This window comes from Pseudoalteromonas luteoviolacea, assembly GCF_021654285.1.
In the GTDB taxonomy this organism is placed as follows: domain Bacteria; phylum Pseudomonadota; class Gammaproteobacteria; order Enterobacterales; family Alteromonadaceae; genus Pseudoalteromonas; species Pseudoalteromonas luteoviolacea_J.
Map to the genome: position 1 here is coordinate 1 of NZ_JAKFZS010000022.1, position 21,662 is coordinate 21,662.

Below are 21,662 nucleotides of genomic sequence, written 5' to 3' on the forward strand. Positions count from 1 at the left end.
CGACATCTATGTCGCCTTTTTTATCATCATTTTGATTTTATGTATCATCAAGCTGCTTAGCCCGCTGATCCATAAGCTTTTGTACATTTTGCGCATCTTGCACCAGCTTTTTCACCTCACTGGAGTTCATGCTATTAATACCATTTTTACCCTCTAAACCGTCTGTATTCTGTGCTTTTTCCTTCAAGATATCGGTATTCTCGGCCGCCATAATGGTTATTTTTGTCGGATCCAAAGTATGGACTTGGCTATTAACTCGGGGGTTTGCTCTATCTGAATAGTGCCAGTTTCCCTTGGCATCTTGCCATTTATAAATGGTCGCCTGTGACGCTTTGGGCGCTTCACCGTCCATCATCCCTTTCGCACTATTGACTGCATCATTAAGCTCTCGCTTTGACTTATCAAACAACGCATTTGCTTCTTGCTGTGCTTTGCCAAAAATCATATCGATACTGAGATAGGGCTTACCGTCAGGACGCTTAATGATAAATAATGACGCCAGTCCAACTAACATCATCATAATTAACATATAACTTGCGGATTTCATTTCGGCACTCCTTTTTCACTTGAGGCCACACTTGTAAAGTATAGCTTGGTATTGCGCACAGTTTGACAATTGGGCAAAAAATTATCAATAGAAAATGAGTTGGAAATGACAGGTAGAATTGCGTGGTTTTGAAAAGCCAATAAAAAAGCCGCAGCCTGTGCTGCGGCTCATAAAGCATTTAGATGCCATCACCATCAATGTGTAATCCACATTCACGGTTAAGACCAAAAAAGCGGGTTTCTTCTTCAGTCATGCCTGGCTCTAGTTTACGTGTCGTATGCACATCACCCATAGACACATACCCTTGCTCCCAAAGCGGGTGATAAGGTAAGTCATGCCTAGTTAAGTACTGATAAACATCTCGGTTGTGCCAGTCAATGATAGGGTAAACTTTTACACTACCTCGACTAATTTCTAGGATCTGCTTATCAGAGCGCGTTGAAGATTGCTGACGACGCAGGCCACTAAACCAAGTACCGACTTGCAACTCTTGCAGTGCACGTGTCATTGGCTCAACCTTATTCAAGGTATTGTAATGTTTAATGCCTTCTTCACCTTGCTCCCACAGCTTACCGAATTTAGCTTCTTGCCAAGCTGGACTATATTCGCTGCGATAAACTTTGAGGTTTAGCTTCAGCCTTTCAGTCAATTCATCCACAAACTGATAGGTTTCTGGGAATAGGTAACCGGTGTCAGTTAAGACCACAGGAATATCATTTTTTTGCTGTGATACGAGGTGCAGCATCACCGCCGCTTGAATACCAAAACTTGACGACAGCATATGGGTGTCAGGCAGATTCTCAAGCGCCCAAGCAACACGCTCTTCGACACTTTTTTGTGCCAGCATGCCATTCGCATCAGCAAGCAATGACTGCTGTGTTGCTTTATCTAGGGTTAATATTTGCTTAAATTCGCTCATAGCTTGTCCTATTATGGGGCCCTATCGGGCCCTTATTATTAAGCGTGGAAATCTGTTTTTGAAACTTTAACTTCCGCAACAATACCTTTGCGGATCACAAAATCACCAAAGCACTCTTGATCTTGACGCTCAGCAGCCCACTGACCTATCAGCTCATCTAGCGCAGGAAGGTAAACATCTTCACTGACGTTTTCTAGATACAGCTTAGGAACACGCGTACCTTCACGGTTACCGCCAAGATAAACATTGTATTTACCTGGACCTTTACCAACAAAGCCCACTTCCGCCAACATCGCTCGACCACAGCCATTTGGACAACCCACCACACGCATGATGATGTCATCATTTGGAATGCTGTGTTTTGCTAATAGCGCTTCTGTTTTTTCTACCAGCTCAGGTAAGTAACGTTCCGCTTCTGCCATCGCCAGTGGACAAGTAGGCAGTGCCACACACGCCATTGAGCTCTTACGCTGTTCGGTGTGCGTGTCATCAATTAAGCCGTGCTCACGGGCAATTTTTTCAATTTCAGCTTTGTCTTCTTCAGCCACACCCGCGATGATTAAGTTTTGGTTTGCAGTCATGCGGAAATCACCTTTGTGGATCTCTGCAATTTTGCGACAACCTGTTTTCAGAGGCTGGCCTGGGTAATCTAGAATACGACCACTTTGTAAGAATAACGTCAGATGGTGTTTGCCATCGATGCCTTCAACCCAACCGAAGCGATCGCCACGGTGAGTAAATTCATATGGACGACTCTCAGCAAACTGAACGCCCGCGCGCTTCTCCACTTCCTCTTTAAACGCATCAATACCAAATGCATCTAATGTATATTTGGTTTTTGCGTTTTTACGGTTTACACGGTTACCCCAGTCACGCTGCACACCAACAACATGCTCTGCCACTGCAAGCGTATGCTCAAGAGGGATAAAGCCAAAGTCATCAGCACGACGCGGGTAGGTGTTCACATCACCGTGCGTCATTGCAAGACCACCACCGACAAGTACGTTGAAGCCAACTAACTTACCTTCTTCAGCAATCGCAACAAAGTTCAAGTCATTCGCGTGCACATCCACTTCGTTATTCGGTGGGATAGTGACCGTGGTTTTAAACTTACGAGGCAAGTAAGTAGACCCTAAAATTGGCTCTAGCTCTGTTGAATCTTTGCGCTCGCCATTTAACCAAATCTCTAAATAAGCACGTGTTTTTGGCAGTAAGTGCTCAGAGATCTTCGCTGCCCACTCATACGCTTCTTGGTGAAGCTCTGACTCTACTGGGTTCGTTGTACACAATACATTTCGGTTTACGTCACCTGCAGTTGCAATTGAGTCGACACCCACATCATGCAAGGTTAAGTGCATTTCTTTGATATGCGGCTTTAACACTCCATGAAACTGGAATGTTTGACGTGTTGTCAGACGAATACTGCCGTAAGACGTTTTCTCTTCTGCAAACTTATCAATGGCAAGCCACTGTTCAGGCTTAATGATACCGCCAGGCATACGTGCACGTAACATCACGTTGTGCAGCGGCTCTAGCTTCTGCTTGGTACGCTCAGCACGAATATCACGGTCATCCTGCTGATACATACCGTGGAAACGGATCAGCTGAAAGTTATCTTTAGTAAAGCCACCAGTTAGTTGGTCGCCTAAATCGGTTTCAATGGTACCGCGTAAGTGCTGACTTTCTGTTTTTAAACGTTCGTTGTCAGCAAATTTCGCTTCAGGATCGTGCTTACTATTGGGCTTAAAATCTTGATTGCTCATGGTTTTTCCTAAATTCTATACAGTGACGGTAAAAGTGCGTGATGACGTCTATTAGTAGACGTCTTTTTGGTAACGGTTAGCACTACGCAACTCTTTCAAATACTGCTCGGCCTGTTCATCATCTTTGCCACCATAGGTTTTCACGATGTCTAACAGCGCCTGATGCACATCTTTGGCCATACGTGTAGCATCGCCACACACATAGAAATGTGCTCCTTTTTCTAACCAAGCAAAAACTTCTTCGCCCTTTTCACGTAAGCGGTCTTGAACGTAAATTTTTTCTGCCTGATCCCGGCTAAATGCTAAATCAACTCGACTTAGCAATCCTGACTTCACATACCCTTGAATTTCTACTTGGTATAAGAAATCTTGTGTAAAGTGCGGGTTACCGAAGAACAACCAATTGTCTCCTTCAGCTTCTCGCGCATCACGCTCTTGTAAAAATGCTCTAAATGGCGCGATACCTGTACCTGGACCAACCATGATCACAGGTGTGTTATCATCACTTGGCAAACGGAAGTTATCATTGTGCTCACTGAAAACCTTAACTTTCGTGCCCTCTTCAACGCGATGCGCTAAGAAACCAGAACAACCACCAAAATGTTGCTCGCCAAATGCTTCAAATTCGACTAAGCCAACCGTTAGGTGAACTTCTTCTTCCACTTCAGCTTGGCTCGACGCGATAGAGTACAAGCGCGCTTGTTGTTTGCGACAACACTCAACCAGTGTTTGCGCAGCAATCTCGCTTGGGTTTTGTTTGATAACATCAAAGATCTGGCGCGCTTCTAAATATTCACGCAGCGCTGCTTTGTCTGTGACTAGCTTAGCCAATTCCTCATTCCCAGTGGCCGTCGCATACTTTTCAACAAACCCAGGATATGACTGAGTCAGTTCAAGTTTTTCAATCAGTGCATCGCGCACACTGAAGGTGTCATCACCGAGTTTTACCTCGCTCTGTGGGTCGATATTTAATGTGCTAAGTACCTCATCAACCAGTGCTTCATCATTTAAGAAATACACACCTAATGCATCGCCTGGCAGATAGCTAATGTCAGAACCGTCAAGATCAATTTCGATATGACGCACATCTTTGGTTGAATCACGACCGGTGATTTTCACAGCCGATGAAATTTCAGCGGTAAATGGGTTTTGCTTTGTATACTGGCTATGTGCAGCTTGCGGTGCACCAAACGGGGCACTCACAACATTCGTTGCGCCACCAGCAGCTTGCTGCGCTTTGAGGTCTGGCTCAAATGCATCCAGTGCTGATGCAATCCACGCCTCAGCTTGCTCTTCATAGTCAACGTCTAAATCAGCACGCGCAACGACACTTTCAGCACCTAGCTTTTGTAGGCGCTCTTCAAAATCAATGGCCGTTTGACAGAAGAATTCGTAACTTGAATCTCCCAAACCTAACACCGCAATTTTAACGCCATCTAATTTAGGCGCTTTTTTGCCGACTAAAAACTCATGTAGATTTTCAGCATCTTCTGGCGGCTCACCTTCACCGTACGTTGACACAGCAATAGCGATGAATTTTTCTTTCTTTAAGTTGCCAGGCTTATAATCCGCCATGTTCACTAACTTAGCATCTAGGCCACGTGATTTAGCCTGTGCCTCTAGCTGAGCAGCAACACCTTTTGCATTGCCTGTTTGTGAACCATATAAGATAGTTAATGGCGCAGCATCTTGCGCAGGTGCCGCAGCTTGACCAAGCACGCCACCAAGCGCCGCAGTATTGGCATTTGCAGCCAAGTAACCACTCACCCAAGCTTGTTGAATAGGGTTTAGTTCAGCCACTAACCCCTGTAACTTTTGCAGTTGTTCTTGTGAAAGCGGACTTGCCGCAGCACTCAGTTGACTTAACAACATTGTTTATTCCCCGTAACCCATTTCGATTTACTTGCTCTGGCACTTTAGTGTGCAGGTCATTTAATAGCATGCAGGATACTGTTCCTATCCCTCAACAAAAAGAACAGTATCTGCTTTGTTATTCCTTTTAGTTATGAAAAGAAAAAAACACCAACGAAAACAGATTAAAAGAAGTGTTTATTTTTTGATCTGTTTTTTATTAACATTTTAATAACGGGGGTGCAGTTCTTCTTCCGTGTTTTATCAGCCCAACACAATAAGAGAACAAAATGAAAATAAATAGGATAATACAAAAACACTATCAACTAGCTGTTTTAGCTACAATATTTAGTGCAGGAAGCCAAGCGAAAATCAATAATGGTAGCTTTGAACAATGGCAATACGATAGGCCGAGTAATTGGTCTACCATTGATTCTGGGATCACAACCTCCCCAGTCACAACGCCTGTTCAAGCTGGACAAACAGCGGCCGCTATTACCGTTAATACTGCAACACAAGGCAATACAGATTTCCGCCAAAGCATTGCCGTTGTTGCAGGGCAAACGTATGACTTCAGCACCTGGGTTTATCACACCGAAGGGGGAGTGAAGGCCCGTCTATATGTTGATGGTTATCGAGGATATTCAAACCCACAACTTACAGCTCAATGGCAACAAATAAACTATCAATACAAGGCAAGTACTTCAAAAAACATTGAAGTTGGCTTGCGGTTTTACGATGTCAGTGGGTTTGACGGTAGCGAAGTCGTATATGTCGACAACTACAGCACAGGCACTGCAACGACACCGCCACCACCTCCCCCACCAGCAAACTGCCAACACAATACGGTAAGCTTTACACTCAAAACAGATAACTACGCGAGCGAAACCAGCTGGCAACTGGCAAACAAAGCTGGACAAGTCATAAAAAACGGCAGTGGTTACAGTAATAATCAAACCATCACAGAGACCCTGTGTTTAACCGATGATACCTATACCTTCACGATTTTAGATAGCTACGGTGATGGTATTTGCTGCTCACAAGGCAATGGCCGTTACGAGTTTTTCCATAATGGTCAAATCCTGATATCTGGTGGGCAATTTACCAATCAAGAACAAAAGCAATTTACCCTAGGTAATGACGGCGGCAACGGCCAAGACCCCACTGGCTATTACGCGACCGCCGCAGGCTTAACTGGCCTTGCCCTCAAATCAGAACTACACGCCATCATTAAAAACCACACCAACCAAGGCTATGGTGCTTTATGGTCCTTCATCGACCAACATGAACGCGACCGCTATTTTGAAAAAGATAACTCTATACTTGATCGTTATTCTGAGCAGCCAACAAGTTCTGACGCCATTAATTTTGTTGCGGTGGGCGATCAGTGTGGTAGTTATCGTGGTGAAGGAGACTGTTATAACCGTGAGCACTCTTTCCCTAAGAGTTGGTTTGGTGGCAAAGTGGAACCAATGAACTCAGACGTACACCATATTGTTGCATCAGATGGCTTTGTGAATGCAAAGCGTAATAGCTTTCCATTTGGTGAAGTGGGTAATGCCAGCTACACCTCTTCTAATGGCAGTAAAGTCGGGAGCGCATCTGGCATAGGCTATAGCGGTACGGTATTTGAGCCCATTGATACTTTCAAAGGTGACTTTGCGCGAATTTATTTCTATATGGCGACGCGCTATGAGAATGTCATTACTAACTGGCACAACAAATCAAGTTACGGCAGTGATGTGCTCAATGGTACGTCAGGACTTGTCTATGAAACTTGGGTGATTAATATGCTTAAACGTTGGCATCAGCAAGATCCCGTCGATGATATAGAGCGCGCGCGTAATCAAGCCGCTTATGAATATCAAGGCAATCGCAACCCTTATGTGGATCACCCTGAATTTGTCGACCTAATTTGGTAAACATAAAAAAGAAAAAAGCGGCCCATTCCATTAGGCCGCATAACATACTCAGCGCAGAGTCTACGTGAGTGTTAAAGTAGGTAAGGTAACCGTGTTCCTAACTTGTAAATCGAATCGATCTTCCACCACCGCTGCGATTTAAAAGCGTACTTACCTAGGCTCTATCGTTAAGGGAGATAAAGTCATTTTGGCATTGTTGCTGGCCCCCATTAAATTGGAGTACCTGCGGTTTTCAAATAGGGTGTAAAACACATCAACATAATCATCATCATTGCTAAACCAATGACTCGGCATCGCTTTGATCAGTTCATTGGTTAACTGAGGAATAATGGCATAGCCCTGCACTTTGGGGTTGGGGATCAATTTCATCGCTTGAGTGACCACATCTAAAAAAGCCACTGCCAATTCTTGGTAGTTGGTATTATCGTCGTGTTCCATCAGCAATACATCAGCCGCTTGCCATCGATAACGCGCCCAATGAATTAAAATTTGGTTCGGCGTATAGTCTTGTCCATCATGATCTAGATACGGCAAATCAACAACATCAAGCACAGGTTCATCTCTGCTTGGGCTGACGCCATTAACTATCGCATAGACTTCTGCCGCACCAGATACCCACGGCTCTTTGTCATCATTGAGTCGAATCCGGTTGATCACTGAAGTAGAAATAGCTGTTTCAACTTGTAATGAGCTATGTGCCACAACATCATCAACTTGGCGGGTTTGGTGCTGAGCAAACACCTCTCGCATTACCGCAATCCCCGCCTTGTGAACGATTTGCTTATCAAGCTCAACCACCAATATTGGCTGCTGTGGTAATTGTGTCGCATCGAGTAAATGGAGCTGGCCATATTTGTCAAAAGCCTCGATATGTAGCCACTGCGTATCTTCACCGCGAGGTGCAAATGCAACTAGAGGTGACTGACCTTGTTGCCAAGCTTCAAGCATGGCTTGATCGGCTAAACGAACTTGATAAACCTGATAACCGCTACTTGGTAAGCCTTTCAATTGACGTGTTAAGCCACTGGCCTTTGACCCAAGTGCAGACACTTCATTGGAGAGCATCATTTTTGAGAGATTAAGTTTATTGAAACTATTCAGCTGTCCTAACCAAGCCTGCTCGTGACTGATAATATCTCGGGCAACGGCTTTAGCAACAACGCGCTTAATGTCGGCGACCTGAAAACTAGCAGCATTAAACTTATCAACCGAATGCAACGAAGATTCTAAACTTGACTGTATATCAATCGCTTGCGCTAGCGTTTTTCCACTCATTAAAGCCATAGCGATAGTCACTGAGGCTAATTTTAGTAACCTATGCATAACATTTCCTTGAAATAATCCGTGTGTTTGCTCAAAAGCAGCGATTAAAGTGTGTTTACTCAAAAGCAGCGATTAAAGTGTGTTTACTCGCATAGCCACATTAAAACAGCACACTTAATTTATCAAGAAATTAATAATGAATTAACATGTAAAATTTTAATTTTTTACTATATACCTGAATTTAATAGATAAAGATTAAATTTTATTAAACCTGAAATAATAAATTTTTTAGCAATAATTCATTATGGTTGATAATTAACCGCATCGAGATTAGTCTCATTAAAATTCACTCGCGATCAAGTCATCAATATTAAATATGATTCACGTAAGAATATGATTTTATTTAATTTAAAATATATAACAGTATGATTATAAGTAGACAACTGACGTCACAAACGATAAGAAAAAGGCCTCGAATTGCGAGGCCCAGTAGCAAAGCGAGGTTATTTTTCGATAGGATAAAGCGTAATTTCAATCCCAGCGCCAATCGCAGAGATCCGTAATAAAGTATCTACATCAATGGCTTGTGAATAACATTTTGGTGCTTCACCGGATACAAATCCAATATCAAATGTACGCTTTTTACAACTAAGCCACTGTTTGAGCGCCGCTTTTGAACATGACTCAATGAGTTCACACAAATGATTTATCGCTTTATTTGGGCTACTCACTTCAACACTGGCTTCAATACGCGCAAGTTCACGATACTCATCTTTGTCATAGTGCAATACAACCGCATTGCGCTTCAAATCTGCAACCAAAGCGGAGATGTCATGTTTGGATTCTAATTCTAAGTCGACATTTAAAAATTGGATTTCTGACATTGCGAATGCGTTACCTTGCTTTGAGTGGACCTTAGGCCCTATGTTTATACTCTGTCTGCACGCTAGCATAGACATTTGCAATGTACACAATAAGTCATACTTTAGGGTGCGACAATTTGTCACTGTGGATTTTACGCCAATTTCAATAAGCTATCAGCAATTTTGACTAAAAAACAGAGCAATGATCAAAACCGCATTAAAACCCGCCAGAAAAATACACAAATACCTTGGTTATTTACTGGCTCTGCAAATATTTGCTTGGCTACTTGGTGGACTTGTAATGAGTGCCATTCCGTTAGAAATGGTACATGGCAAGCACCTCGCCAATAGACAACTAGACAACCCTTTCAATGCATTGCATTACAGCGCAAGCTTAGACAGCCTAAAACAACAAGTTGGAGGGCTTAAGAGCATTGAATACACACACTTTTTAGATACCCCAATCATCAAATTAAATGGTCATACAAGCGCTTATTTTGATGGTAAAACAGGTGCATTGTTTCAAGCACCCAGCCAAACTGCAATTGAACAACAGGCCAAAGCGCATTATCTAGGCGAGGCCCAAATTGCACACGCGACATTTTTGGTAGAAGGGCCAAGAGAAGTGCAATATCGAAAAAATATTTGGCAAGTTGTTTTTGCTGACAGCGTCAGTACCACTATTTACCTTAACGGTGATAGCGGTCAAGTGATCACTGTGCGCAGTACAATATGGCGCATTTTTGATTTCTTTTGGATGCTGCACATCATGGACTATGACGAAAGAGATGACTTTAATAACCCACTGCTCATTTCTTTCTCTGCTACCAGCGTACTGTTTTGTATTTCAGGGTTTATCTTGTTATTGCAATCCCCCCCTTGGCGACGCAGACGCCGTCAACCTAACTAACTACAATTAAGCAGAAAAATAGGATAATCTAAGGGCAGTTTCGACGTTCACCTAAGGTGAGAGACATGCCCTTTATACCAATAAGTTGCTTGCTGTTTTTACTGTTTTACTCACATCCAGCGGCGGCAGATACTTTCACCAGCTTCTATCAGACAAAAAAACATCTCTCTTCGCAGCTCAGTGATACAGCCAAGACGTTATATTGCGGATGTGGGATCACTCGACAGGGAAAAAAGCTCATCCCAATAACACAAGAGTGCGGTTATCAGCCAAGAAAACCAATTACACGCAATGGTAAGCCCAACAGCCGTGCAACCCGAATTGAATGGGAGCACATAGTGCCAGCATGGGAGTTCGGTCATCAACTGCAATGTTGGCAGGAGGGAGGTCGCGCCAACTGCCGCAAAGTCAACGCTCTATTTCGTCGTATGGAGGCCGACCCCAATAATCTAGCCCCCGCAATTGGAGAAATAAATGGGGACCGCAGTAACTATCGTTTTGGTATGTTGCCAGATACGCCCTTTAGACATGGCGATTGCGCAGTGAAGGTTAATTTTAAACAACGTGTTATTGAGCCCCCTCCAGCAGCCCGCAAGCAAATTGCACACGCCTATTTTTATATGCAGCAAACCTATGGCTTGAGGATCAGCGATAAACAACAGAAATTATTTGAGGCATGGGCCAAAATGGCACATTAAAGCAATCACTTACATTAAAATATTCATGTACATGTATTTAAATTGGAAACATCTACTAATAAGATTGTAATCCATAGCTGCAATTGATAGTTTGACTCTAATATTGATATAGGACGTACAATTGAAAGCATCATCCATAAATACAGGTCTTATCATTTAGGGTAATGCAGTAAATAGCTAGGAACAGATATGAGAACGAGTAATAACAAATTATACCTTGCACTTGGCATGGCACTCACATCAACCTTATTCACTGGTTGCGGCGGCTCTGGTGGTACTAATACAAGTAATACGAATACTGTGACCCCCCCTGTGACTCCCACTCCAGCAGTGCCTGATACTACTTCACCTACTTGGCAAGCTGGTCAATTTTCACCATCTTCGCAGTTTGCACATCGCTGTGAAGCACCTCGCACAGGTACAGATCCCTTTGAGAATACGCCGTATCCTGATGTTGCAGGCACCATGATGCATGAAAAAATGTGGCTGCGTTCATTTAGCTATGAAACCTATCTTTGGTATGATGAGATCATTGATAATGACCCAAGTGATTTCACAACCGTTGCCGCTTATTTTGCTCAGTTAAAAACATTCCAAAAAACGGCCAGTGGTAAAGATAAAGATCAATTTCATTTCAGTGAAAGCTATGAGGACTATAAAAAAGAATCACAAGACGGTGTTTCTGCTAGCTTTGGATTAGCCTGGACTATCCCGCAATCTCGCATGGCCTATGTGGCTTATGTCAATGACAATACCCCGGCTGCCAATGCCGGCGTACAGCGTGGTGACAGGCTCTTAAAAGTTGGAGATCTAGACTTTGCTACTTTTAACGGCAGAGACAACGAGCAATATAACCAAATTCTCACCGCCTTTACGCCAAGACAAAATCAGGTCGTTACACTGACCTTGCTCGACCGCAATGGACAAGAAAAAGTGGTAACAATGACAGCACAAGACCTTGAGTTAAAGCCGGTCAAAAATACCCACATACTTGAGCACGCAGGTAAGCAAGTAGGTTATGTACAATTCAATCAATTCACTGCAAGCGCACAAAGCGGCTTAATCGATGCTTTCCGTCAATTTAGTCAAAATAACATTGATGAACTCATTTTAGATATGCGCTATAACGGTGGTGGTATTGTCATTCAAGCATCGCAACTTAGTTATATGATTGCAGGTAGCCAAACCAATGGCCGTAACTTCTCAATAAAAACACATAATATTAAGCAAAGTAGCAAAAATGAACCGCTTGGGTTTATCGAACAGTCTGTTAACTGGACAACGCTTAGACTTAATAACGACCAACTTCCATCGCCGCAGATGGAGCGTGTTTACATACTCGCAACTGGTGACACTGCGTCTGCCAGTGAAAGTGTCATTAACGCACTGCGTGGTATCGATGTTGAAGTTATCTTAATTGGCGACGATACGAGAGGTAAGCCATTTGGGTTTGTCCCTGAGCAAAACTGCGGCACAGTTTACTATACTATTCAAAATAAATCCGCCAACGCAAAGGGGTTTGGTGATTATGAGGATGGGTTTATAGTGACGCCACAAACCAGCATAGTTGGTGAAATCGGCTTAGATGCTCGAGTACCAGGTTGTCGCCTCGATGACGATTTTAGTAAAGAGCTGGGCGACAATAGTGAAAGACTTTTTGCTGGAGCATTACATCATATCGCAACAGGCAACTGTCCAGAACCTGAACGTCAAGGTCGCACATCTTATTCGCAATCAGTGACTGTGCCAAACACTATGAATGACGCAGCACCATTTACTTTACCTTTCCAACCGCTTAAACACGGTGCTGTATATACAGACATAAAAATGGATAAGTGATGAACGCAAAACTGCTCGTAAGCACTGTAACGGCACTGTTTATCAGTGCCTGCAGCAACAGCCATGATACTAGTCACATACAGCCAGCGCTGCTTACAGAGGTGACTCCCTCTGTAATGCAGGAGCTTAGTGATGCCATTGTAAAACTAAAAGGAGGGAGTACACCGACCCTCGCTATTGATGTTTTTACTCGCACGCCACAGCTATTGTTAACATATGGGCAATCTGCCGTGAAGAACGCGGCTGGTATGAGCTATACCGAATTATCTGCGCTCCCCATTAGCGCGTTTGAACTACAACTTCGCGATCAGCAGTGCGTGCTTTACTATCCAAAAACCACGCAATTTATTGTGCTGCAGTACCCTCGTTGTATTGTCTATGAAAATGAAGACTAGCAAAAACTGAGTTTGATTCATCAGTTACCTAACTTGCATCCACAATGGTGATCAGAGACACTAAAGCGGTTCAGCCAAGGAGTCTTATATGCACATTATGCCCGTGTCACCATTTCAACCTCAATTACCTTTTACGTATCACTGCCTAGCATTCAGCCCAGAGCGATATCAAGACGCTGACTTTGCGCATTTTAATCAGCCTCTGCCAAGTAAATTAGGTCGTGCTGTGGCAAAGCGAAAAGCTGAGTACCTTGCAGGGCGTGTGTGTGCCACCAGCGCAATACAGCAACTTGGACGCCCTCACTATGTGGTAGAAAGCGCCGAAAGTCGCGCGCCTATTTGGCCTGAAGGGATTAATGGTTCAATCACTCACAGCAAAGGGATTGCGATGGCCATTGCCACTGACAAAGTGGACGTGTTAGGTCTTGGCATCGACATAGAGCATATGATGTCTGATAAACAAGAAAGTGAGCTGCGTGGCCAAATTTTACGGGATGATGAAGCAATAGCTTTTACTGCGCTGGGTCAAGATCATCAAAAACCACTGACTTTGGTATTTTCTGCAAAAGAAAGTATTTATAAGGCACTATATAACGTAGTGCAGACGTTCTTTGGTTTTGATGCTGCCAAGCTCATTGGCCACGATGCAAAACAATTACGCTTTGCATTGACGACCAGTTTGCATCCAACTTTACCTGCAGGCACTGAAATAACTGTGTATTACCAAACTAGCGATGAAATGGTGCTCACCGAGTGTGTGCATCTCGGCTAAGTGACTCAAAAAATAAAAACGATGCAATTGCATCGTTTTTATTTACTCTATAAGCCTTTTTACATCGCCAATTGATTTGCCAGGCCACTTTTTGCTTCTGTCAAACACCCATTTTCCATTCGCAGTAGCCTATCTGCCAAGTGGAAATATTTATCGTCATGAGTGATCACAAAGACAGTCTTCCCCTTTGCACTCAGTTCAGGCAGTAACTCTTTATAAAAAACATCCTTAAACACGGGGTCTTGATCAGCAGCCCATTCATCAAAGATATAAAATGGTCTGTCTTCCAGATAAGTCACCACCAGAGCAAGACGTTTACGCTGTCCTTGAGATAACTTTTGGGTGGTAAATGCACCGTCTTTAATCGCCACTTTATGATGTAAATTCAGCTTTTCAATCAGCTTATTGCCTTTCTCTTGCAGCACCTTATCCTGACAGTCCAATAGCCTATCAAAGAGGTGAAAGTCGCTAAATACAGCACTAAATAATTGGCGATAGCCATCTAACTGCGCAGCATTGACGTGATTACCATCCACATACAAGTCACCTTCTTTTGCGGGGTATAATCCACACAGAAGCTTAGCAAACGTTGTCTTACCACTGCCATTACCACCAACAAGGTAAATGATCTCACCGCGATTTAACGTTAAGTTAATGGGTGTCAGTGCGAATACTTCGTCACTCTGCTCATGGTAATAGCCATGACTCAGCGCTTTTAGTTCTATCTGTTTAAATTCAGTGAGCGACGATGACGATTGCTGAGCGATTAAACGTAACTTTGCCCTCATTTCAGTGATCGTATTAGCAGAGGCCTTAGCTGCGGCCGCTTTTGGGATCGCTGCTAACATCACTTCAAGAGGCGTAAGCATGTATAAAAACAACAGTGCAAATCCCGACATCACCTTGGTTTCATCCGTGCTTTGACCCGCTAGGAAATACAAGGTGCCACCAATAAATGCAAAAATACTAAAGCCGCCCCAAGAGGCCGCATAATGATAGATGGTCGCCCCCTGAACTCGGCGTTTACGCAACAATGCAATGGTGTCACCAATCACCTGCTCAACAAAAATACGACGCTTGGATTTATGTAGTTTGAGTTCTTTTGCACCATCGTAAATTGAATCAAATTGATCGTATAAAGAGTCTTGAATTTTTGCAGCTTCGGTGACTTTTTTAAATGCGGTCGCGTTAGCTAAGCTATAGCCAATTGAACCCACGATCAGAGTAAGTACTGCAAAAATAAACACCCGCCAATCTAACCAAGCCATATACGCAAAGCTACCAAGTACTATCATGGCGTTGGTCAAAATACCTGGTAGGCGTTGGAAAAACTCTGACACACGTAAGCTATGCTCGGTTAAGCAGGATTTAATCTTACCAGCGCCTTGTGCCTCAACATCATTAAATTCGGCATTCACCACATGCTCAGCCACTTGACTACGTACAGTCGCCTGACTTTGCTCAGTCAGTTGCTCTGCAAATATTTTAGAGCACAGCTGCAAGGCGACGCCAACCACAGCCAAAATAGCAAAGTAGGTAAACTGCTCAGTGCGCGCATCAGGCGAGCTATTGATGATTTCATTGATCAGCGCAACTAAGGCAACACTGGCTAAGCCAAACAAAGTACTGGTAATGGCTGTTGCCATAAATCGCCACCAAGTGGCGCGAATTAGATTAGCAAGCACGTTACTTCTCTTTTGTTAATTCAAGATTAGGACTAGATACAGGACGAGAAGCCAGCGCAAAAATTCACAGCAAAGAGTAGATTTATATTTCCTCCTATCATCTGCAAAAAACAGCGCGCTGATTTAGCCAACACCTCAATCTTATCCCAATGATAATAAATCACTTTTTATAGAAAATTTATTTTCAATACACCTTGCCAAAATGACAGGCACAGGTCCCGATGCATCAGAGCACTAAATCTTTTTGTGATTGACACGTCTTTAACACACATTCACGGCTGACCGCTTTATCGTCAGCAGTTTAATGACAACGCAAAAAGGTTTAATTATGCATGCAGGCGAAATATCTAACTTAGCGCAGGCTCAGTCTTTGGGTGAGTTCCACCTAGATCAAGATTGTCTATTTGTTTCCGGTGAAAGCTGTTTGCTTGGCCATGGCATTAAACATCGTTTTAATCTCCCCATCGCCAACACAGACTATTTAGTCAATGAGCTAAAAGCACAATTACAAGCACACCAAGACGACAGCGAGAACGTGATTGCCTTTGGCGTGCTACCTTTTTGCAAATATCAAACAGCACAGTTCATCATTCCCAAGCAAATTGCCAAATGGGATAAAAGCGTATTCAGTCAGTGGTTAAATACCCAAACTGCTGATAGTAATCACCCAGAAAATAAGCTTACCGAGATCCGGTACCTGCAAGACAGGGCACACTTTGAGCAAACCGTATCAGAAGCAAAGCACCTGTTTGACAAAGGCCTACTTGAAAAAATCGTACTCAGCAAACAGGTTGAGCTCGGCTTCGAACACCCTATCAATGGCAAACATGTGTTAAATCAATTACTGACACAAAGCCAGTCAGGTTATCACTTTGCATTTCCAACGGAACATGACTCTGTGCTGATGGGCGTCAGCCCTGAACTACTGCTGAGAAAACAAGATGAAACGGTAACCAGTAACCCGTTAGCGGGATCTATCCCAAGAGATCCGTGCAGCAAAGTCGAAGCACAGCGTCGCTCAGCGTTATTTAATTCTAAAAAAGACAGATACGAGCACGCCGTCGTGATTGATGACATGCGTCAATTATTGGAGCCTGTGTGCGACAACTTATCGATCCCAGCAGAGCCCTCATTGCTGCACACCGCCACCATGTGGCATTTATCGACGGTGATCACAGGCCATTTAAAAGATCCCAACACCCATATTTTAGATCTTGCCAATCAATTGCACCCAACTCCCGCGCTGTGTGGCAAGCCCACTAAACCTGCTTATCAGCATATCTTAGATCTTGAAGGTCATGGTCGAGACCTCTTTTCTGGGATCATAGGTTGGTGCGATCAGCACGGTAATGGTGAGTGGGTGGTGGTGATCCGATGTGGAGAGCTCAAAGCACATGTTGCCAAATTATTCGCAGGTGCTGGCATTGTCGCCGCCTCTGATCCTAGCTCTGAATGGCTAGAGACAGAAGCGAAACTCAAAACCATGCTGAACGCATTGTCTGTTCAGCAAGCTTATACTCAGTTTAACAAGTAATATTATGCGTATTGAATATACTCCGTGGCCAGCTGAGCTGGCTCAACAGTACCGAGCCAAAGGTTATTGGCAAGATAAACCGCTGACCAGTATTTTATCTGATCAGCTTGAGAATAATAGCCAAGGCATTGCCGTGGCGGATGGCCAGCGTCAGCTTAGTTACAGCGAGTTAAATGCTTACAGTGATAATCTTGCTGGCTACCTCGCGCAGCAGGGTTTGCAAAAAGGTGATACTGCTGTCGTGCAACTGCCGAACTGCATAGAGTTCTACATCACGTACTTTGCTTTGATCAAACTGGCCGTTGCCCCAGTATGCGCTCTGTTCAACCATCAGCGCACAGAGTTACAAAGTTACTGTGAGATCTTGCAGCCCAAAGCCATGATCGTCTCCTCTGCACATGCTTTATTTGGTGATGAGCAGTTCACGCATGAATTATTTAATCGCTTTGCTTGTTTAAATAAGATCATCACAGATCACAGTAAAGGCAACAGTGAACTTAAGCAGGGTTATTTGCATAAGCATGCTTTCGAAGCCCCTGAGCTCAACCCTGAAGACGTTGCATTTTTCCAGCTATCTGGTGGCAGCACAGGCACACCCAAACTGATCCCGCGCACCCACAATGACTATCTATATTCTGTGGTTGCCAGTAAAGAGATCTGCAAGCTAGATGCAGAGACACGCTATTTGTGCGCCCTACCTGCACCACATAACTTTCCACTGAGCTCACCGGGGGCGTTAGGTGTGTTTATTGCTGGCGGCACGGTGATATTAGCCAGCGATCCAAGCCCAGCTTTGTGCTTTAGCCTAATTGAGCACTATGCCATCACGCACACTGCGCTCGTGCCACCTGCCCTGCAATTATGGTTACAGCACGCATCAGCCAGCCAACATGACCTGAGTAGTTTAAAAGTGATCCAAGTTGGCGGCGCCAAACTCAGCCGCAGTGTAGCGGAGCAAGTCACCCCCATTTTAGGCTGTCAGCTGCAGCAAGTATTTGGTATGGCTGAAGGGCTCGTAAATTACACCCGTTATGATGACGATCCCGAACTGATCTTAACCACACAAGGGCGTCCGATCAGTGAGCATGATGAAATAAAAATTGTCGACGAGCATGGCAACAGCGTCCCTCCAGGTGAGTCTGGGCGTCTCATGACACGGGGCCCTTACACATTTAGAGGGTATTACAAGTCACCCACGCATAATGCCTCTGCCTTTGACAATGATGGCTTCTACAGCTCAGGCGATATTGTCAAACAGCTGCCCTCAGGTCATTTAATTGTCGAAGGGAGAGATAAAGATCAAATCAACCGAGGCGGCGAAAAAATCGCAGCGGAAGAAGTCGAAAATCACTTACTTGGCCATCAAAATATTCAGCAAGTGGCCATTGTATCCATGCCAGATGACACGCTAGGTGAAAAGAGCTGCGCTTTTGTGGTAGCAGATCAAGACATCAAATTGACGACGCTTATTCTGCGCAAATATCTGCGCCAACTCGGCATTGCCGATTACAAAGTACCCGATAAATTTAAGTTCGTAACCCAACTACCGTTAACCGCCGTAGGCAAAGTCGATAAAAAAGCCTTGCGCGCCACATTCGAATAACAGAGAAAACCATGAGCATTCCAAAGTTAAATCACTACCCGTTACCACGCGATGCAGAATTACCTGAAAATCGAGTGGATTGGGACATAGATCCCAATCGCGCAGCTTTATTGATCCATGATGTACAACACTATTTTGTTGGCTTTTATGGCGATGACAATCCATTGATCGACACCATGATCCAGAATATTCAAGCACTTAAAGCACACTGCTACGAGCATGATATTCCTGTGTACTATACCGCTCAGCCAATCAAGCAAGGCAAACATGAACGCGGTTTATTATCTGACATGTGGGGCGCGGGCTTACAAGACCCAGCACAGCAACCTATCGTTGATGCCCTAGCACCCACCGACAAAGATGTGGTGCTCACCAAGTGGCGTTACAGTGCATTCCAAAAATGTGATTTTGAACAGCAATTACGTGACAAGCAACGCGATCAGTTACTCATTGTCGGGATCTACGGCCACATTGGCGTTATGACGACCGCTGTAGATGCCTTTATGCGCGATATTGAGCCATTCTTGGTGGCCGATGCCATCGCGGACTTCACTAAAGAAGAGCACATGATGGCGCTGAACTTTGTCGCCAAGCGCTGCGGTAAAGTGGTATCCATGTCAGAAATCTTAGGTACTCAGACTCAAGATCTGACTTCGCTAGAGGGATTGAAAGCCCATATTTTAACGCTGATTGACTGCGAAGAAGATGAGTTTGACGAACATGAAAGTCTGATCGACTATGGCTTAGATTCCGTACAGGTGATGAATCTCATCTCGTTGTGGCAACAGCAAGGTATTGAGACCAACTTTATTGAGCTGGCACAGATCCCAACTCTAGCCGCTTGGGTTGAACTACTTGAAGAACGCAAGGAAGACTAATGACGTATCCTCTTCCACTTACTGACTCGCAGCATGCCATGTGGTTGCTGCATACCATCAGTGGCCGGGGGGAGCTTTTTAATGTTGCCGAGTGCTTAGAGTTTAAAGGGAAGATCTCGGCAAGTTGGCTACAACACGCATTGCAACATGTTTGGCAAGCAAGCGATATGCTTGCTTGTCGCTTTGTCAGCGATGCCAGTTATACGCCTCAGCTTCACCATGACAACACAATACCCACGATCCTCTGCCAAGATATTGCACAAGATCCAGAGGATGTGCTCTCTTTTGCTCAGCAGTTTGCCAAGCCGCATCTGGCTGAGCCGTTTGACCTTAGCCAAGAAGCATTGATGAAGTTATTTTTGCTGCGCGGTCCACAGCAAGATTACTTGCTGATCGTGGCACATCATCTGCTGTTAGATGGCTATGGCTTTGGGTTATTCTCACAGTCACTAAACCGTTGCTACAATGCACTGAGTAAAGGCAAACCACTGCCAAACCTGCGCTTCACTGGGCAACAAACACTGCTCGAATTACAGCAAAGTGAAGCGTATAAAACGCAGCAACAGCAGGCGCGAGAGACCCTCAATCAATGGCTGGACAACGCAGACAATGTCTACTCTTATAGCACAGAAAAAACGGATGTCTCTGAGCCGAATCATCGTCTGACAAGCACGTTCTCACAATCTGTCTGGCATACCATCCAATCTGCGGCACAGGTGACCAACACAACCAGTAGTGAAATACTGCTTGCAGCCATCGCGGCGACCTTGGTTGAGCAGCATCAGCAAAATCACGTTACGCTGGGATTAGTGATGATGAACCGCCAAGCTATTAGCGAGCTAAGCAGTCCATGTGTGCAAAGCAACGTCTTGCCTCTGCCATTGGCGCTTAATGGTGAAGATAATTTAACGACTGTGGCACAGCACATCAACCAGCAAATTAAAGCATTAAAAAAAGTACAGAGCTACCGTGTTGAATCGCTCAAGCGAGATCGACAAAAGCAGGGTAAATCTTTAAATATTATTGGCCCCACGATTAATTTATTGCCATTTGCCAGCGCCCCTAAATATTCTGGCATAGAAACGTGCAGCCACATACTAAGTGCAGGGACCACGGACGATATCATGTTGCAGATCCATTTACTGGGCGATACGCCTGCAACGGTAGATTTTGACAGTAATGTTGCGCGTTACGACAGCGACGCAGTCAAAAGCATTCAAGCTCGCATATTTAATGCTGCACACCTGTGGGCGACTCAACCAAAACTGTCACTTAAATCCCTATGCGAACAACTTAGTCAGTGTAACTTAGAGGTCTCATAGATGGATTTTCAACATGCACTCACTTCAGAGTACAACCAGCAGATTGTTTGGGTCACGGGCGTTGGACAAGGTATTGGTTTGGCTGTCGCCAAGCAGTTTGCCGCACTAGGTGCCAAAGTCATTGGCTTTGACCGCCAATTTAGCGATACCAGCATGCTGTATAAGCAAGTTCACTGTGACCTGTCTAAGCCTGAGCAGCTTACTCAAACTTTGGATGAACTCATCCAACATGGGTTAGCTCCCTATAACCTTGTGTATGTTGCTGGTGTGCTTGAAATGGGCGGACTTGATGAGCTCAGCCTCACCCAGTGGCAACACTGTCAGAACGTCAATGCAACCAGCCTGTTTGTGTTTATTCAGCAATGCACTCAGCATTTTAAACACACGCATCAAGGCAGTATTGTGACCATTGGCTCCAACGCTGCGAATACGCCCAGACAACACATGGGAGCTTACTGCGCATCAAAAGCAGCCGCCACGCAACTGACGCTTACCGCGGGCATTGAGCTGGCAAACTGCGGCGTACGCTGCAATGTCATCGCACCTGGCTCAACATTGACTCCCATGCAAACAGGCATGTGGCAAGATGATCAGGGCGCACAACGCGTAATAGAGGGCTTTGCTGAGCAATATAAGCTCGGTATTCCACTGCAAAAAATCGCGACCCCTGAAGAAATTGCCAATAGCGCGGTGTTCATCGCCTCCAAGTTATCTTCGCACACCACAATGCAAATACTCACCATTGATGGTGGCGCCACTTTTTGACCACACACACCAAAGCCACCTATCCTTAGCGGGTGGCTTTTTTCTCAGCCTTTCTCATCACGTAGCTCTAACTTAGGTTCACACTGCACGCTCATTACCATCGCACTCTGTAACCATTACCCACAAAAAAGCC

At 44.5% G+C, this 21,662-nt stretch carries 18 protein-coding genes; 11 read left to right on the forward strand and 7 right to left on the reverse strand.

What is annotated here, in order from left to right:
* Positions 1-37 precede the first annotated feature (37 nt).
* From L1077_RS18985 to L1077_RS19000, 4 genes are all read right to left on the reverse strand, one after another.
* Positions 38-547 carry a DUF4124 domain-containing protein gene (locus tag L1077_RS18985; RefSeq protein ID WP_237138500.1) on the reverse strand — a complete coding sequence of 170 codons (510 nt, stop codon included), beginning with the start codon at positions 545-547 and terminating at the stop codon, positions 38-40.
* A 178-nt stretch (positions 548-725) separates the two neighbouring features.
* Positions 726-1,466: a phosphoadenylyl-sulfate reductase gene (locus tag L1077_RS18990; RefSeq protein ID WP_237138501.1), complete on the reverse strand. Its 741-nt coding sequence runs from the start codon at positions 1,464-1,466 to the stop codon at positions 726-728.
* Positions 1,467-1,504: 38 nt separating this feature from the next.
* A complete protein-coding gene (cysI, locus tag L1077_RS18995; RefSeq protein ID WP_237138502.1) occupies positions 1,505-3,229 on the reverse strand; it encodes an assimilatory sulfite reductase (NADPH) hemoprotein subunit in 1,725 nt (574 codons plus the stop codon).
* Between the two features lie 51 nt (positions 3,230-3,280).
* Positions 3,281-5,101, reverse strand: a complete 1,821-nt coding sequence (locus tag L1077_RS19000; protein WP_237138503.1) for an assimilatory sulfite reductase (NADPH) flavoprotein subunit — start codon at positions 5,099-5,101, stop codon at positions 3,281-3,283.
* Between the two features lie 269 nt (positions 5,102-5,370).
* On the opposite strand from L1077_RS19000, the gene L1077_RS19005 reads away from it, so the two are divergent.
* Positions 5,371-7,002 carry an HNH endonuclease signature motif containing protein gene (locus L1077_RS19005; RefSeq protein ID WP_237138504.1) on the forward strand — a complete coding sequence of 544 codons (1,632 nt, stop codon included), beginning with the start codon at positions 5,371-5,373 and terminating at the stop codon, positions 7,000-7,002.
* A gap of 150 nt (positions 7,003-7,152) precedes the next feature.
* On the opposite strand, the gene L1077_RS19010 is transcribed toward L1077_RS19005, so the two are convergent.
* Entirely contained in the window at positions 7,153-8,325 is a 1,173-nt protein-coding gene (locus L1077_RS19010; RefSeq protein ID WP_237138505.1) for a DUF3103 family protein, read from the reverse strand.
* A 443-nt stretch (positions 8,326-8,768) separates the two neighbouring features.
* Entirely contained in the window at positions 8,769-9,149 is a 381-nt protein-coding gene (locus L1077_RS19015; protein ID WP_063361578.1) for a hypothetical protein, read from the reverse strand.
* Positions 9,150-9,330: 181 nt separating this feature from the next.
* On the opposite strand from L1077_RS19015, the gene L1077_RS19020 reads away from it, so the two are divergent.
* From L1077_RS19020 to L1077_RS19040, 5 genes are all read left to right on the forward strand, one after another.
* Complete coding sequence (locus L1077_RS19020) at positions 9,331-10,038, forward strand: hypothetical protein (protein WP_237138506.1); 708 nt, start codon at positions 9,331-9,333, stop codon at positions 10,036-10,038.
* Between the two features lie 65 nt (positions 10,039-10,103).
* Complete coding sequence (locus L1077_RS19025; protein WP_237138507.1) at positions 10,104-10,736, forward strand: endonuclease; 633 nt, start codon at positions 10,104-10,106, stop codon at positions 10,734-10,736.
* A gap of 189 nt (positions 10,737-10,925) precedes the next feature.
* Entirely contained in the window at positions 10,926-12,575 is a 1,650-nt protein-coding gene (locus L1077_RS19030; protein WP_237138508.1) for a S41 family peptidase, read from the forward strand.
* Positions 12,575-12,970, forward strand: coding sequence for a hypothetical protein (locus L1077_RS19035; protein ID WP_237138509.1), 396 nt, complete (start codon positions 12,575-12,577; stop codon positions 12,968-12,970). The genes L1077_RS19030 and L1077_RS19035 overlap by 1 nt, the downstream gene beginning before the upstream one ends.
* An 88-nt stretch (positions 12,971-13,058) precedes the next feature.
* Complete coding sequence (locus L1077_RS19040; protein WP_237138510.1) at positions 13,059-13,742, forward strand: 4'-phosphopantetheinyl transferase family protein; 684 nt, start codon at positions 13,059-13,061, stop codon at positions 13,740-13,742.
* A 59-nt stretch (positions 13,743-13,801) separates the two neighbouring features.
* Here the strand turns inward: L1077_RS19040 and L1077_RS19045 are convergent, their stop codons facing one another.
* Entirely contained in the window at positions 13,802-15,427 is a 1,626-nt protein-coding gene (locus L1077_RS19045; RefSeq protein ID WP_237138511.1) for a cyclic peptide export ABC transporter, read from the reverse strand.
* Positions 15,428-15,731: 304 nt separating this feature from the next.
* Between L1077_RS19045 and L1077_RS19050 the strand changes: the two genes are divergently transcribed.
* Genes L1077_RS19050 through dhbA form a run of 5 tightly spaced genes read left to right on the forward strand, consistent with a single transcriptional unit; the run spans position 15,732 to position 21,529 of the window.
* Positions 15,732-16,961 carry an isochorismate synthase gene (locus L1077_RS19050; RefSeq protein WP_237138512.1) on the forward strand — a complete coding sequence of 410 codons (1,230 nt, stop codon included), beginning with the start codon at positions 15,732-15,734 and terminating at the stop codon, positions 16,959-16,961.
* Positions 16,962-16,965: 4 nt separating this feature from the next.
* Positions 16,966-18,564 carry a (2,3-dihydroxybenzoyl)adenylate synthase gene (locus L1077_RS19055; protein ID WP_237138513.1) on the forward strand — a complete coding sequence of 533 codons (1,599 nt, stop codon included), beginning with the start codon at positions 16,966-16,968 and terminating at the stop codon, positions 18,562-18,564.
* A gap of 11 nt (positions 18,565-18,575) precedes the next feature.
* The gene (locus tag L1077_RS19060; RefSeq protein ID WP_063361586.1) at positions 18,576-19,442 is read left to right on the forward strand and encodes an isochorismatase family protein; all 867 of its coding nucleotides are present in this window, start codon (positions 18,576-18,578) and stop codon (positions 19,440-19,442) included.
* A complete protein-coding gene (locus L1077_RS19065) occupies positions 19,442-20,764 on the forward strand; it encodes a condensation domain-containing protein (RefSeq protein ID WP_237138514.1) in 1,323 nt (440 codons plus the stop codon). Before L1077_RS19060 ends, L1077_RS19065 begins: the two co-directional genes overlap by 1 nt.
* Positions 20,765-21,529 (forward strand): 2,3-dihydro-2,3-dihydroxybenzoate dehydrogenase, encoded by a 765-nt coding sequence (gene dhbA, locus L1077_RS19070; RefSeq protein ID WP_237138515.1) that lies wholly within the window; start codon positions 20,765-20,767, stop codon positions 21,527-21,529. It abuts the gene before it with no gap.
* Positions 21,530-21,662 lie beyond the last annotated feature (133 nt).